This window comes from Klebsiella sp. BIGb0138 (assembly GCF_004342285.1).
Lineage (GTDB): Bacteria > Pseudomonadota > Gammaproteobacteria > Enterobacterales > Enterobacteriaceae > Klebsiella.
Window position 1 is genome coordinate 484,638 of the sequence record NZ_SMCV01000001.1, and the last position, 15,102, is coordinate 499,739.

Below are 15,102 nucleotides of genomic sequence, written 5' to 3' on the forward strand. Positions count from 1 at the left end.
TATCAATCCTTGTCGATCCGGCTCGCCACCGCGCCCTGCTGGTCGCGATATTTGGCGTCTTCACGGCGGTTATAAGGCCGTGCCGCCGGGCCTGATAGCGGTTCAAAACTCAATGCGCCGATCGGCATCCCCGGGCGCAGCGCCAGCGGCAGCTTACCGGAATTATAGAACTCCAGGACGATGCAGCCAGACCAGCCGGGATCGATCCGGTGCGCGGTCACGTGCACCATCAGTCCCAGCCGCGCCAGAGAGGAGCGCCCGTCGAGCCAGCCAACGAGATCGGCAGGCAGCGTCACCGATTCAAAGGTGACCGCCAGCGCCAGTTCGCCCGGATGCAGGTAGAACGCTTCGCCTTCCGGCAGCACAATTTCTTCGCTCATCACGCGATCCAGCGCCGCGGTGACTTCCGCCTTCGGCCCGCTCAGATCGATAAAGGGGGCGGTGTGGCCGCGAAACGTGCGGAATTTATTCCCCAGTCGAACATCGACGGTGGCACCATTAATACGCTCAACGGGTGGACGCGGGCTGATGGATAGCCGCCCCTCATCCAACCAGGCTTCTATATCTCGGTCGCACAGACGCATGAGCTTTCTCCTTTAAGGCATGGCGCCCCTACACCTTCCGGGGCAAAGGGCAATTTGGGTTCTCTTTGCACGTTACACAATTCGGTAGTGTTATTCAAAGAACTGACTGATTTTTGCCTTCAGAATATCAATCGCGATGCGGTTCTTACCGCCGCGAGGCACAATAATGTCGGCATACTGTTTGGAGGGGTCAATAAACTGCAGGAACATCGGGCGAACCGTTTTCTGATACTGCGCCATCACCGAGTCCATCGAGCGCCCGCGTTCATTAACATCGCGCTTGATGCGGCGCATCAGGCAGATATCCAGCGGCGTATCCACGAAGATAGAGAAGCTCAGTTCATTGCGCAGGCGAACATCGGTCAGCAATAAAATTCCTTCAAGGATAATCACTTTCTTCGGTTCAATGTGGATGGTTTCCGGCATGCGCGTGTGTTCAACGTAGCTGTAAACCGGCAATTCAATCGGCTGGCCGCTTTTCAGCATCTGCAGATGCTGGAACAGTAAACTGTGGTCCATCGAGCTGGGATGGTCATAGTTCGTTTTAACACGCTCTTCCATCGACAAATGACTTTGATCTTTGTAGTAGCTGTCTTCCGGAATAACGCCAATATGTTCATCGCCAACCTGTTCACGTAATTCGCGATACAGCGTGCTGGCGATAAGACTTTTTCCCGAAGCCGATGCGCCGGCGATGCCTATAATGACGCACTGATGAGACGTATCAGTCATAAATTTTTGCGACCTGATTAACCTGGATGTATATGGAAGGGTGACGTTTGACCGTCAAACGCCGCAATTATAGGGATTTCAGCGCGGCGATACCAGTGATATGCACCCTCAAAGGCTATTCCGCCGTCGGCGTCCATCCCTCGGTATACCAGATGTGCAGCAATGCGTAAGAACGCAGCGGCTGCCAGCGCCTGGCGTAATGGGCGATACGCGCCGGCGTCATTCCGCTGAAGCGCTGCTTAATCAGATAATCATCCGCGAGGAAAATATCCTGCGCCTGCCAGCCGCGCAGGGCAAAATAGCTCGCGGTCCAGCGGCCAATCCCCGGCAGCGTCTGCAGCTGCTTCATCCCGGCGTCGATATCGTCCGGCGCCGCCAGCGGTAAAGCGCCACTGAGTGCCGCCTGCGCCAGGTGGATAAGCGCCTCGGCGCGCCGCAGCGACATACCGCACGCCTTCAGCGCTGCCGGGTCAGCCAGCGCCAGCCTGTCCGGGGTCGGGAACAGAGAATACCCCGGCACCGCCGCCAGCGGCTCGCCGAAAGCCGCCACGACCTTTGCCGTCAGCTTCGCCGCCATCGCCACGCTGACCAACTGCCCCAGCACCGCCCGGACCGCTTGTTCAAAAGCATCAAGCGAGCCCGGCAGACGCAATCCCGGCCGCGCCTGCGCTAGCGGCCCGAGAACCTGCGCCACCTGCCGCGGGTCGCAGGACAAATCAAACAGCCGCGCGACCCGCCTCAGACACTCATCGGCGACCGGCAGCAGGCCGTCGGATAACGACACCCGTAATCCTTGCGCCGCATCATCCGCCGTGACCGTAATCAGCCCACGGTGGCCGGCCAGCGCAAAGCTGCGGCTGTAGGTATCTTCGCTGAACGTTTCGATGCCCGAAACCGCACGCGCACGCAGAAAAGCAAATATCCACTCCCGATCGAAGGGCGGAAGCCAGGGTAACAGCGTCATCGTTTCTCCTTATTAATTGCCTCAATGATAGACGTTCTGCGTCCGCCGTACCTTGCTTTTAAATTCCAGTTGTCGCCGCGACGGCAATCCGCTAAAGTCGCCCCCCTTCTCACTGGCATGGGGATTTTTCAGGTCATGTTTATTGGTTTTGACTACGGAACCGCCAACTGTTCGGTTGCCGTAATGCGGGATAATCGTCCGCAGCTGTTAACGTTGGAAAACGGCAGCAAGCTGCTGCCATCAATGTTGTCGGCACCCACCCGCGAAGCGGTCAGCGAATGGCTCTACCGCCATCATGACGTGCCGACCAACGGCGACGAAAACCAGGCGCTGCTGCGTCGCGCGATTAACTTCAACCGCGAGGAAGACATCGACGTGCTCGGCAACAGCGTCCAGTTTGGCCTCGCCTCGTTGCATCAGTACGTCGATGACCCGGAAGAAGTGTACTTCGTTAAATCCCCCAAATCGTTCCTCGGCGCCAGCGGCCTGAAGCCGCAGCAGGTCGCGCTGTTTGAGGATCTGGTCTGCGCCATGATGCTGCACATTAAACAGCAGGCGCAAACCCAGCTCACGGAGACCATCGACCAGGCGGTGATTGGCCGGCCGATTAACTTCCAGGGACTGGGCGGCGATGAGGCTAACGCCCAGGCGCAAGGGATCCTCGAGCGCGCGGCAAAACGCGCCGGTTTTCGCGACGTGGTCTTTCAGTTTGAGCCGGTGGCCGCCGGGCTGGATTTCGAAGCGACCCTCAGCGAAGAAAAACGCGTGCTGGTCGTCGATATCGGCGGCGGGACCACCGACTGTTCGCTGCTGCTGATGGGGCCGCAGTGGCGCGAGCAAGCCGACCGTCAGCAAAGTTTACTCGGCCACAGCGGCTGCCGCGTTGGCGGTAACGACCTTGATATCGCCCTGGCCTTTAAATGCCTGATGCCGCTGCTGGGAATGGGCGGCGAAACCGAAAAAGGGATCGCCTTACCGGTTCTGCCGTGGTGGAACGCGGTCGCGATCAACGATGTTCCGGCGCAAACGGATTTCTACAGCAGCGCCAACGGGCGGCTGCTCAATGATTTGCTGCGCGATGCCCGCGAGAGCGAAAAAGTCGCGCTGCTGCTGAAGGTCTGGCGCCAGCGTCTGGGCTATCGGCTGGTACGCAGCGCGGAAGAGAGTAAAATCGCCCTCTCCGCACAGGAAAGCGTCACCGCCGAGCTGCCGTTTATCAGCAGCGAGCTGGCCACCGCCATCAGCCAGCAGGGGCTGGAAACGGCGCTAAACCAGCCGCTGGCGCGCATCATGGAGCAGGTCCAGCTGGCGCTGGACAACAGCCGTGAAACGCCGGATGTGATCTACCTCACCGGCGGCAGCGCGCGCTCGCCGCTGATTAAGAAAGCGCTGGCGGCCCACCTGCCGGGGATTCCGATTGCCGGCGGCGATGATTTTGGCTCGGTCACCGCTGGCCTGGCCCGCTGGGCGCAGGTGGTGTTCGCATAATGACGACGGGGCTGCCCCTGCCCCGTCGTCCTGCCCGGTAATACCGCTACACGGTGCTGAACCAGAAACAGCCGGAATAGCGATGAATATTCACCGGGCCGGTTATCACCGCACTCTCTGTTCTGTCGGAACGGCGGTATTGCCATGCGCAGGCAATAAATGCAGTTTACCCGGCCGCGGTTTTTATCACCGTAATAACCCCTTGGGTAGCAGATTTTTATATCGCCGAAACTCTGCCATAAAGTCATATCACAACCTGTTTCCGCCGTTCGTCGCTACACCCCTTGACTGGCGGGACCTGGCAGACAGGTCAGGTCAGTTCAGGCCGGTGCAAATAATACTGGAATAATCGCGGCGCTCCCCGCAGAATGCTTCGTCGTCTTAATCTACGAATTTATTTCCCGGGTTCCGGGGAATGGTCCGTGCCAGCAGCAGACATTATTGCCTGTTTATCTCGCCGTTATTTATCCATGCCACAGGGGGCGTGTTTAACTCGTATGCGCGCTATTCTTGATCCAGAGAAACCCGCAGTCTGGGGCAGCAGATTTCTGATCTGGGCCTGCTGCGCCGTACTTATTAGCCTTCAGTTTCTTGCCCACGCAGGAGCCGAAATCCGCCAGATCGGGATCGATACTCCGGTACAGTGGTACGCCGATAACGACGGTACAATGACCCTGAATGCGTTTCTCTCTCTACCGGAGAACAGCCTGAATTCGGGGCAGCACATCCCCTCATTTGGCTATTCGTCAAAAACATACTGGCTAAAGACCTCGTTGCCGGCAGCCTACTTCAACGGAGAACCACGCTGGCTACAGCTTGGCCCCTCCTTTGTCGATCATCTCAGCGTTTTCTATCGCCCTGCGGGTAAAGACCGGCCGTGGATTAAAAAGGAGTTTGGCGATCGCTCAGCGAGCAGAGAGAGCGATCTCGACTACCGTGAAAGCGTGCTGATTTTGCCCCCGCCCCCGGATCCGGCAGGTTACGAGGTGGTTTTCCGCATCCAGAGCAGCAGCACCCTGATCCTGCTGGCAACGCTCTCTTCGCCGCAGGAATTTGTGCAGTCCGCAACCCAGGATAGCGCATTCTGGAGCTTTTACTTTGGTCTGGCCGTGATTGCCAGCGGTATTGCCCTGTGGCTTGCCGTTTTGTTGCGCCGTCGCTTACTGTGGGGGATCTGCTTATTTTCCCTCAACTATCCGCTGGTGGCGGCTCTGCACGGCTACCCGGAATGGTTTTTTGGCGACGCCGCTCTCCCCGTTCAGGACGCGATGGTCAGCTACCTGTCGTTACTCAGTTACGCCACTGCGCTGTGGCTGCATAGCGAAATTTTTGATCTCAAAAACAATATGCCGCGATTACATCAGCTGCTGCTCGCCGCTATTGGTTTAAATATTCTGCTTCTCGCTAGCGTTCCGCTGGGCTTTTACGGGTTGTCCATGCAGATTGAGGCCGGGATATTCTTTGTCGTCGCCCCCATCCTACTGGTGACCTCATGGGCGCTGTGGCGACGCAAAGCCATTGATCTGAACACCCTGCTGCTGGGGTTGCTTCCTCCCCTGTATGTTATTTCCGCCGCGCTGGCGCTCCTGTCCGTCCACGGTGTGATTCCCTTTCATAACGCGATTTACTCCACCTGGCAGTATGCGCTCATCATTCATATCATCACCGTGCTGATCATTGCGGTTCTGCGCATCCGCGCCGAAAACCGCAGGTTGATACAGAAACAGCAGTTGGCGCGAGAGTTACAAATTGAACGCGAGGCAAACTTTCAGCAACGGCAGTTTATGGGCATGGTAGCGCACGAATTCCGCACGCCGTTATCAGTGATTCAGGCCGCGCTGGAAAATCTGCGTCTCTGTTCCCCGGTCCCCGCGCAGGAGCCCCGCCTGGATCGCATGCAGCGGGCAACGACGCGCCTGGTGCAGTTAACCGATAATTGCCTGGCCGATGCCCGCCTCTCTTCCCGTGCGCTACATGTGGATAAGCAAGATTCGGAGCTGTTATCGCTGATCAATATGGCCGCGACGGTGGTCGACCTCTCTTTGCACCATTATCTTACCGTGACTTTAGCAGGACACCGCGTGACGCCAGAAACCCGCTCTCCGGTTCTCTTTATAGACAGCGGGTTGCTCTGTATTGCCCTTGCTAACCTGCTTGATAATGCAGTGAAGTATTCTCCGTCGGGGGAAATTGCTATCGATATTTGCCAGGAGCTGAACCACTGTGAAATACGGATCCGTGACCAGGGGCCTGGCATTGCCGTTGACCAGGTTGAGCCTATTTTTGAGCGCTATCAGCGAGGCGTAATCCACGGCGCGACCCCGGCAGGAACCGGCCTTGGCCTGTACGTCGCCCGGCAAATCGTACAGGCTCACGGCGGAGAGCTGCGGTTGGCGAAGAACAGCCCGGCGGGATGCGAATTCGCACTTACGCTCCCCCGCCCTGATCCGCATCAGCAGAGAGAAAAATCATGACATTACGCGTGGCGATCGTTGAAGACAGCGCCGACCTGCTCGATGAACTCTTAGCCTTTCTGCGCTACCGCGGCTTCGACGCATGGGGCGCGCACAGCGCAGAGGCATTCTGGCGGCAGCTGCATCGCGCCCCGGTGGATGTGGTGCTGATCGATATCGGTCTGCCAGGAGAAGATGGCTTCAGCGTGCTGGAGTACTTACATGAGCTTGGCGAATACGGACTAATCGTCATTACGGCCAGAGGACATGAACAGGACAAGCTGCGGGCCTTGAACCTTGGGGCAGATTGCTATCTCATCAAACCGGTTAATTTTTCCGACCTCGCAGAAACCATTCATGCGCTGGGCAACCGTCAGGGCCAGCATCAGGCGTTGCCCGCCACTTCCACAGCCGCTTCCTCTCTGCCCGTTCCTTCCAACTGGATACTACAGGCTGAGAGCCTGGTTGCCCCTTCCGGGCTTATTTTGCCGCTCACGCAGCAAGAGCACCGGCTCATGGCGCAGCTGATGCGCAACCACAATGAGATCTGCCGTAAGGTGGATCTGCACGCCTCTCTTTTTCCCGATGAAGCTGAGCCGGAGCTGCACAGAATTGACGTGGTCATCAGTCGCCTGCGCCACAAGGCACGTCTTCACGGGATCCATTTACCCATCCGCGCCATTTTTGGCAAAGGGCTGGCGTTTGTCCCCTGATGCTTCCCATAGCCGCTTCGACCCGCAGTCCTCCTCGCGGTTCGGATTAATGACCATCAGGTTATGTATTTTGCCATCATTGTTAATTTTTTCTCATTTTTTGAGAGGAATGAGAGAAATGAGACTGACGGAAAATTAAGAATTTTCTTACATTGACCTGACGCCGCGAACGTACTACCTAAAATTCTCTGGCATATTGACGGAGTATCTGAAGAGCTCAGTCCCGCCGAACGGGCCATTTACCCACTGTTTTACCCGGTGGGATATCCTGGCCTGCAGCGACACAGAGCTTTCAGGTTAACGATCCGGCGGTCTGGCGCTACAGGAGCCACGACGACTAAAGCATTACGCGGAATAACAGAATAAAGATATTCGCGTCGGCACTTCTGTACATTTTTACACCATATCATTCAGTTAAGGGAAACCTATCATGGTCATGCAAACGTGGTTAGCCTTGTTGCTCTGCGTATTTTTTCTCGGCATCTCCGTTTACAGTCTTATTTCTTATATCAAAGACCGAAGAAAACAAAAGATCCCCTTTGCCTATAAGAAAGCGCCGCGCAGAAAATAACCCTGAGAGCTGCGCAACTTTCTGATATCTGCCATGAAAAGGACGATAATCCTTTCATGAATATTATTTTCTCGCTGACAAAGCTATTGCCGTATACACCCGGAAGGTGGCTCGCAGCCTGGCGGTTATGTTGATTTATCAGGAAAGTAACGAAATGAGAAAAATAAACATCGCGATCAATAGCCGCAATACTTTTCTCAGGGCTTCGCTGATGGCGCTGGTCAATGAACTCACCCGCTTCAGCGACAATGTGACGGTCATCTTTTCCTGTTCGACCAGTGTGTTATCCGAACAGGACATCATCATCGCTGAGCTCCTTCCGGGTGAGATTCATCTGTGCAACACCAGCATCAAAAACCGTAAGCAGAACAGTTCCGTCATCATACTGCATAGTTATGACCCGCTCCCGGAAAAGGAGCTCATCGTCAACTGCCTGAAAGAAGTCACCTTTGTCGCAATACAATCGGTCAGGATTGATAAAATGCGCGCCATTATTGACAAAGAACTGAAAAAACATGCAGACCCGGCCGTCAAACAGGCCGCCGGTTCCGGGTTAATATGCGCAAACTGCCCGCACAGGACCCTGTCGCGTTCGCAGGTGACTGTCGCCCACGGACTGATTAAAGGGTTTGATATTGGTAAAATATCCGCCCTCAACAAGGTGAGCCCCAAAACTATCCTCTATCACAAAAACCAGATTATGGAAAAATATGCGCTGAATAACCATCATGACTTCTTTCAGTTCATCAATTTGTTAAAAGAACGCGGATAAGCGGAATGGCGTCATTGACGGATAGCTGAAAATTAGGAATTTCGTGGGTTGCGCAGGGATCGCATTCCGAAAAGAGAACCGGTTGCGGAAAAATAACTACATCCAGGCAACCACTCACCGGTAACATTATCACCTCCCCCGGGTATGAAGATACCGCGAGTATTTTTATACAATAAGAATAACGTCCTTTATCACCGGTGCGGTTATTTCGTCACATTGCCCCTTGCGTGCCTGTCGGGGGCTTTTTTTTCCGTACCCGCAGGGAAATACGCCCCTGTAAAAGGGGCGTATGGCAATCAGGCTTGCACCTGCTGAGGTTCAGCTTCTGGCGCCTCTTCCTGCAGTAAGCCTTCATTCTTCGACAGCATCGCGGTGGCGATCCCGTTGCCCAGCACGTTAATCGCCGAGCGGCCCATATCGAGGAAATGGTCGATGCCCATCAGCAGCAGGATCCCGGCGACCGGAATATTGAAGCCCGGGATGGTGGCGGCCAGCACCACCAGCGCGGAACGCGGCACCCCGGCAATCCCTTTCGACGCCAGCATCAGGGTTAACATCATGACGGTGATTTCGCTGAAGCTCAGGTGGATGTTATAGGCCTGAGCGATAAACAGCGCCGCAAAGGAGCAGTAAACCATCGAGCCCACCAGGTTAAAGGAGTAGCCGATCGGCAGCACGAATGAAACAATGCTCCGCGAGCAGCCAAAGCTGACCAGGCGCTCCAGCGTCTTCGGGTAGGCGGCCTCCGAGCTGCTGGTGGTAAAGGCGACCAGCACCGGGTCTTTCAGCATGTTGAGCAGGCGGAAGACCTCTTTTTTCAGCACCATGTAACCTACGGCCAGCAGCACTACGCTGGTCAGCAGCACGGCGAGGTAGTAGCCGCCGATAAAAGAAGCGTAGTTCAGCAAAATCCCCAGCCCCTGAGAGGCGATAACCGAAGAGATGGCGGCGAAAATGGCCAGCGGAGCCACGTACATCACATACCCCGTCACCTTCAGCATAATGTGCGAGACGACGTTCAGCGCGGCCACCAGCGGCGCATTGAATTTTTCCCCCAGCGATGCGCCGGCAATACCGAAAAACATGGAGAACACCACGATTTGCAGAATCTCGTTATTGGCCATCGCCTCGGCAATGCTGGTCGGGATCGTATGCGATAAAAACCCTTTTAAACTCATCCCGCTGACCGCCAGGCCGGTATCAATGGATCCTTGCGGAATCGCCAGATTTAAGCCCGCCCCCGGATGCTGAAGGGTCACAATCACCAGCCCCACCAGAATGGAGAGCACGGAAGAGGTGATAAACCACACCATCGCCTTACCGCCGACCCGACCGATCGTCGCGGTTTCACCGAGCCGCATAATCCCTACCGTTAACGTACTGAACACTAGCGGCGCGATCACCATCTTAATCAGCCGTAAGAACATATCGGTAAAGAGCGTAATATTGTCAGACCAGGCGGCAATCGCCGCTGACGAGGCATAAGCATGGATTGCCGCGCCGGAGAGGATCCCCAGCAGCATGAAAATAACGATGAACAGCGTGAGTTTGTTTGCACTTGCCACAACAATGAACCCCTGATTTATTTAACATATTGATCGCAATGCACATATATTCTTTTTATTGGCGTGCATTAAGAGCCTATCCCATAGGGCTATGTTACTTGCCATTTTGAAGCGGGGCAGTGCTCGAAACCCTCACGTACTACGTGTACGCTTCGGTTTCTCCGCGCTGTCCGTGTTCAAACTGTCTGCGACAATAACGTCGACTGGATAGGCTCTAAATATTCACCGCATAAATTGAATAAAAGCCGCAGGGGTTACAACTCTTTTTTAGTTTCTTACCGCAGCTGTTGATACAACAGTTGATATACATCAAGCCATGCCCGGTCGTGGTAGATGGTGCCATCCGCTACCACGCCTGACGACGTCCCGCCGGGGATGCTGGCAAGCGGTGAGCCCTTTACCCTCGCCACCTTTCTCACATCGCCAGACCGCCGCCTCCGGCAAACTCGCGCTCGCCGGCAATTTTCATCACCTCGGCCCCGCAGGTCACGAACGGCGCCCGGCGGCTGGCATAAATCAGCCCCCCGGCCTGCGGGCGGACCGACTGGACCATATCGGTCAACGGATCGACAATTTCGGCGACCACATCATCGGCGCTCACCCACTCTCCCGGCCGTTTCAGCAGCAATAAGATCCCGCTCGCCGGGGCAGTGACAATTTCTCCGCCGGCAAACGGCAGCATTACCGTCTGCTGTTGCGGCACCGCAGGGACCTCCCCCGCCACCACGCCGCGAAATTGCAGGTACCGGTACAGACGCCCGGCGTCCTCCCGGGCCAGCGCAGGGTTCACATCCTGCTGGCCGCGCAGTTCCACGGTCACCGCCATGCAGCCGGGGCGCTGCTGCTGCCAGGCGGGATAGCGCCGGGCCAGACGGTGCCACGGCAGCCCGCAGGCCTCGTCAAACGAGTTGCCGCCGCTCTCCTGCGACAGCAGTACCGTACCAATCCCCAAAAAGGCGGCCACAACGCCGGCTTCCGCCTGCCACGCCGGGTCGGCGTAGAGATGCAATATCGCCTGGTCATCGCAGTGCAGATCCAGCACCACATCAGCATCGCAGGCGAGAGACAAGAGATGGTGACGTAACGCCTGGACTTCGCTGCCCAGCGGTTCGGCGGCTAACGCGTCGCGCATGGCCCGGCGCACGGCGTGGCGATGGTCGCCGCCCGCCAGCGCTACGTCGGCGGCTAAATAGGGCTGCGCGAGCCGGGCCAGATCGGGGAAGTCGCGGTTGAAGTTGCGACCGCTCGCCAGATCGAAGCGGCCGATCCCGCCGTTCAGCAACACCTGGGCCAGCCCTGGCGGGTTCGCCACCGGGACGAGAATGATTTCCCCGCGCAGCTCCGCGCGCCGTTCCGCCTGGCTGAGTAATCTTTTAAGATAATGCAGTACCAACATGCCCGGAATTTCATCGGCGTGCAGCCCGGCCTGCAGATAGACTTTCTCCCCGCTGCCGGGTTCGCCAAAGTGAAAATGGGTTAATTGCCGCTGCCCACTCAGGGCATGTTGGGGTAAGGTATAGTGTTTAATTTTCATTGGACGTCCTATCTGTGGAAAAGAAAGCCCGGCTTGACCGTATCGATCACAAGATCCTTGAAATCCTGCGCCGGGATGGCCGCATTTCTTATCAAAAGCTCTCGGAGCAGGTAAACCTCACCGCCCGTCCTTGCCTGGAACGCGTACGTGGCCTTGAGCGCGACGGCATCATTCGCGGCTACAGCGCCATTATTGAACTTCCCGATCCGCAGCATGCTTTTGTGGTGCAGGCGCAGATTGCCCTCGCCGATCACGGCCGCTCGCAGCCGGTGTTTGAGCAGGAGATGCGGCAAACGCCTGAGGTGCTGGACTGCTGGCTGGTCAGCGGCAGCTTTGACTTTCTGGTGCGGATCGGCTGTCGCAGCATGGCGCACTACTGCCAGCTGGCGGATAGCTGGCTGACCAGCAAAAAGTTTCGCGTCGATAAAATCGTGACCCTGACGGAGCTCCAGTCGATCAAACGCTCCTGATCAGCCGCGGCGAATAAAGGCCAGCCAGCGCCGTTCCGCGCGTGAAAAGGCGAAAATGAGCATAAAGGTACAGAGTAAATACAGCGCGGCGGCCATCAGGAACGGGATAAACGGCGAATAGGTGATGGCATAAAAGGCCCGCGCCACGCCGGTGATGTCGAGCAGGGTCACGGTACTGGCAAGCGAGGTGGCGTGGAGTAAAAACACCATCTCATTATTCAGCGCCGGGATCCCGCGCCGCAGCGTGGCGGGCAGCACCAGACGGCGAATAATTTGCCCTTTGCTCATCCCATAGGCTTCGCCCGCTACCCATTCATTGCGTGGAAAGGTCGCCATCATCCCCGCCAGCAGTTCGGCAACGTAAGCGGCGGTATTGAGCACCAGCGCCAGGGTGGCGCAGAAGGTGGCATCGCGAAATAACAGCCAGAACGGGCGATCGTTTTGCCAGCCCAGCTGGACAATATCGAACTGCGACAGCCCGTAGTAAATCAGCATCAGCTGCAGATAGAGCGGCGTACTGCGAAAAAAGTAAGTGAAGCCGCGGAGCGGCCATGCCAGCACGCGCGGGCCGTAGACCTGGCCTATCGCCATCAGCACCGCCAGCACCATCCCGGGAACGATAGACAGCAGGAACAGTTTCGCCGTCATCGCCAGCCCGCTCGCCTCGCCGTTGCCGTCGCTCCACAGATAGCCCGGCACCGCATCGATAAAGGTCTGGAGATTCATAACGTCGCCCCCGCCGTGGATGAACGCAGCGCATAGCGCTTCGCCAGGCGGCTAAACAGCCAGCTGGACAGCGCGGTAATCACCATATAAATCAGCGACACGAGGAAATAGAACAAAAAGGGTTTTTGCGTGGCGCGCCCGGCCTGCTCCGCCAGCCACACCATATCTTCCAGGCCGAGGATCGAGACCAGCGCCGACGCCTTCATCAGCCCCAGCCAGTTATTGTTGATGCCTGGAATGGCAAAGCTCAGCATCTGCGGCAGCATAATCCGTCGGAATACCGACCAGGGCCGCATGCCGTACGCTTCCGCCGCTTCGGTTTGCCCGCGATCGACGGTCAGGAAGGCGCCGCGAAAAGTTTCGCTGTAATAGGCGCCAAACACGAAGCCAATCGCCAGCACGCCGGAAATAAAGGTATTAAAACGCACCGGGCCAACGCCCACCAGACCCAGCAGGGCATTGACCAGCATTTCGCCGCCGAAAAACAGCAGCAGCATAATGACCAGCTCCGGGATGCCGCGTACCAGCGTGGTGTAGCCGGTGGAAACCCAGCGTAGCCAGCGCGGCCCGAACAGCTTCATCAGCGCATTGACCAACCCCAGCAACAGCGCCACCAGCAGCGAGACCAGCATCACGCACAGCGAGAGCCCTGCGCCGCGTAACAGTAACGGTAAATAGTCTGCAACCATGTTCTGCCTTCCACCCGTGGCGTAAAGGGGCGCAGATCGGCGATCGCGCCCTCTCCTTCACGGCTTAATTGCCATAGATATCGAAACTAAAGTACTTTTTCTCAATCGCAGCGTAAGTCCCGTCGGCGCGGATCGCCTTAATCGCTTCGTTGAGGGCGTCGCGCAGGGCCGGATTGTCTTTATTAACCGCAATGCCAACGTCAGACGAGATGCTGCCGTCGCTAATGACCGGGCCGGCAAAGGCAAACTTCTGCCCGCGCGGAGTGTCGATAAAACTGGTGGACGCCTGAATATTATCCTGCAAGGAGGCGTCGATGCGCCCGGAGAGCAGATCCAGATAGACGTTGTCCTGGTTGGCATACCCCACCACCTTCACACCGTGATTGGCCCAGTGGGTCCTGGCGTAGGCTTCATGGGTCGAGCCGGTTTGTACCCCGACGGTTTTGCCCTTGAGGCTCGCGGCGTCCGGCAACAGCGGGCTGCCTTTACGCGCCACCAGCTGCGCCGCGCTGCGGTAGTAGCGGTCGGTGAAATCCACTTCCTTCTTACGCTCATCGGTAATATTCAACGAAGCGATAATCGCATCGAATTTGCGCGCATTCAGCGCAGCGATCATGCTCTCAAACGGCTGCTTGACGAAGACGCATTTCGCTTTCAGGTGCGTGCACAGCGCGTTGGCGATATCGATATCAAAGCCGGTAATTTCACCGCTGGGCGCAAGGACGTCAAATGGCGGATAGCCGCCGTCAACGCCGAAGCTGATGGTGTCAAACTGCTGAGCGGCCAGCGGCGCGCTGAGCGCCATCCAGGCCAGTAAGGCGGCAATACGTGTTTTCATAGCTGTTACCCCTGATGTCAACGGCGCGGTTAAAAACGCAGGGAAAGGCAGGTCAGGCCGCCATCCATTTTCTTAAATTCGCTGGTATCGAGCTGGACGACGGGCATGCCCAGCTTGCTGATTTCGCCCAGGGTATAGGGGTAACCCTGCGGCGTGATTAAGGTATCGTTGATCCATAACGTGTTACCGGCATACGACTCCTCTTCCGGGATCACAATGGTCCGGAAACTGCCAAAGGCAGGATGGTTCACATAGCCCTCCGTCAGCAGCAGCGTATTGCGTCCGACATAGTTGACGATGGATTTCAGATGCAGCCCCGCGCTCACTTCAATGGCGGTAACCTGATAGCCATAGGGTTCGACGGCGGCAGCAAATTCGCGGATCCCCTGCTCGTCGGTGCGTGCCGTCTGGCCGACAAAAAACTGCTTATCCACCAGCAGAACGTCGCCGCCGTCCATGTGACCGCGATCGCTCATGCGCACCAGCGAACGAAAACCGGCCAGCACCGGCGCAATGGTCTCCACTTCGCCCTGGCGACTCGGCGCCCCCGGATGAGTCATAACCGCCAGCTCAGGCATCACCACGGCGGTATCTTCAACAAAATGAGCATCCGGGTAATCCGTCGCCGCCGGCAACACGGTCACTTTCAGGCCCAGCTGCAGCAAGGTTTCCACATAGGCCAGGAACTGGCGCGTGGTGCCTGCAATATCCGGCGCCCCGAGCCGGGCGGTGGTTTGACCGGCGCCGCAGGTGGCGGCCGGCAGACGGGCGATAGCTTGGGTAAAATGCATAGAGAACCCTCTGGTGACAAGTGGCGGTCGTTGTTCCTGAAGCGCAGGTAAAGCAACGTGTTTTCTTGATTATCAAACAGATGCTATTTCCAGTCTGGCTGAATAGCCGCTGAAGGTTGTCAATTTACGCTGTATATTGTGGCGAGAACGACGCATTCTGCTGTGAGGAAGAGAGGGGGTCAGCGCCGCCCCGGGGGGCTGAAACGCATAAA

The 15,102-nt window shown here is 57.0% G+C and carries 15 protein-coding genes; 6 read left to right on the forward strand and 9 right to left on the reverse strand.

The features are described 5' to 3' along the window. Positions 1-2: 2 nt before the first annotated feature. The 3 genes from dcd to alkA all read right to left on the reverse strand — a co-directional run bounded on the left by dcd (position 3) and on the right by alkA (position 2,280). Positions 3-584 (reverse strand): dCTP deaminase, encoded by a 582-nt coding sequence (dcd, locus tag EDF73_RS02335; protein WP_045855745.1) that lies wholly within the window; start codon positions 582-584, stop codon positions 3-5. A 90-nt stretch (positions 585-674) separates the two neighbouring features. Next, entirely contained in the window at positions 675-1,316 is a 642-nt protein-coding gene (gene udk / locus EDF73_RS02340) for a uridine kinase (RefSeq protein ID WP_004864593.1), read from the reverse strand. 115 nt (positions 1,317-1,431) lie between these two features. Further along, complete coding sequence (gene alkA, locus EDF73_RS02345; RefSeq protein WP_132725286.1) at positions 1,432-2,280, reverse strand: DNA-3-methyladenine glycosylase 2; 849 nt, start codon at positions 2,278-2,280, stop codon at positions 1,432-1,434. 135 nt (positions 2,281-2,415) lie between these two features. On the opposite strand from alkA, the gene yegD reads away from it, so the two are divergent. From yegD to EDF73_RS02365, 5 genes are all read left to right on the forward strand, one after another. Continuing rightward, complete coding sequence (gene yegD, locus EDF73_RS02350; RefSeq protein ID WP_132725288.1) at positions 2,416-3,768, forward strand: molecular chaperone; 1,353 nt, start codon at positions 2,416-2,418, stop codon at positions 3,766-3,768. A gap of 497 nt (positions 3,769-4,265) precedes the next feature. Continuing rightward, positions 4,266-6,242: an ATP-binding protein gene (locus EDF73_RS02355; protein ID WP_132725291.1), complete on the forward strand. Its 1,977-nt coding sequence runs from the start codon at positions 4,266-4,268 to the stop codon at positions 6,240-6,242. Further along, positions 6,239-6,934 (forward strand): response regulator transcription factor, encoded by a 696-nt coding sequence (locus EDF73_RS02360; protein ID WP_132725294.1) that lies wholly within the window; start codon positions 6,239-6,241, stop codon positions 6,932-6,934. Before EDF73_RS02355 ends, EDF73_RS02360 begins: the two co-directional genes overlap by 4 nt. Positions 6,935-7,364: 430 nt before the next feature. After that, positions 7,365-7,505: a small membrane protein gene (locus tag EDF73_RS27390; RefSeq protein WP_165905625.1), complete on the forward strand. Its 141-nt coding sequence runs from the start codon at positions 7,365-7,367 to the stop codon at positions 7,503-7,505. 154 nt (positions 7,506-7,659) lie between these two features. Continuing rightward, entirely contained in the window at positions 7,660-8,277 is a 618-nt protein-coding gene (locus EDF73_RS02365; RefSeq protein ID WP_132726267.1) for a transcriptional regulator, read from the forward strand. A gap of 296 nt (positions 8,278-8,573) precedes the next feature. On the opposite strand, the gene EDF73_RS02370 is transcribed toward EDF73_RS02365, so the two are convergent. Both EDF73_RS02370 and EDF73_RS02375 read right to left on the reverse strand, forming a co-directional pair. Further along, positions 8,574-9,842, reverse strand: a complete 1,269-nt coding sequence (locus tag EDF73_RS02370) for a dicarboxylate/amino acid:cation symporter (protein ID WP_132725297.1) — start codon at positions 9,840-9,842, stop codon at positions 8,574-8,576. A gap of 415 nt (positions 9,843-10,257) precedes the next feature. Next, positions 10,258-11,376, reverse strand: coding sequence for a succinylglutamate desuccinylase/aspartoacylase family protein (locus EDF73_RS02375; RefSeq protein ID WP_132725300.1), 1,119 nt, complete (start codon positions 11,374-11,376; stop codon positions 10,258-10,260). A gap of 14 nt (positions 11,377-11,390) precedes the next feature. On the opposite strand from EDF73_RS02375, the gene EDF73_RS02380 reads away from it, so the two are divergent. Further along, the gene (locus tag EDF73_RS02380) at positions 11,391-11,846 is read left to right on the forward strand and encodes an Lrp/AsnC family transcriptional regulator (protein WP_132725303.1); all 456 of its coding nucleotides are present in this window, start codon (positions 11,391-11,393) and stop codon (positions 11,844-11,846) included. Here EDF73_RS02380 and EDF73_RS02385 read toward each other — a convergent pair whose 3' ends face one another. From EDF73_RS02385 to EDF73_RS02400, 4 genes are all read right to left on the reverse strand, one after another. Then, positions 11,847-12,572, reverse strand: coding sequence for an ABC transporter permease subunit (locus tag EDF73_RS02385; RefSeq protein ID WP_132725306.1), 726 nt, complete (start codon positions 12,570-12,572; stop codon positions 11,847-11,849). Then, positions 12,569-13,261: an ABC transporter permease subunit gene (locus tag EDF73_RS02390; protein ID WP_132725308.1), complete on the reverse strand. Its 693-nt coding sequence runs from the start codon at positions 13,259-13,261 to the stop codon at positions 12,569-12,571. Before EDF73_RS02390 ends, EDF73_RS02385 begins: the two co-directional genes overlap by 4 nt. 64 nt (positions 13,262-13,325) lie before the next feature. Next, positions 13,326-14,099 (reverse strand): ABC transporter substrate-binding protein, encoded by a 774-nt coding sequence (locus EDF73_RS02395; RefSeq protein WP_132725311.1) that lies wholly within the window; start codon positions 14,097-14,099, stop codon positions 13,326-13,328. Between the two features lie 29 nt (positions 14,100-14,128). Further along, on the reverse strand, positions 14,129-14,890 hold the full coding sequence (locus EDF73_RS02400) for an amidinotransferase (protein ID WP_132725314.1): 762 nt from the start codon (positions 14,888-14,890) through the stop codon (positions 14,129-14,131). Positions 14,891-15,102 lie beyond the last annotated feature (212 nt).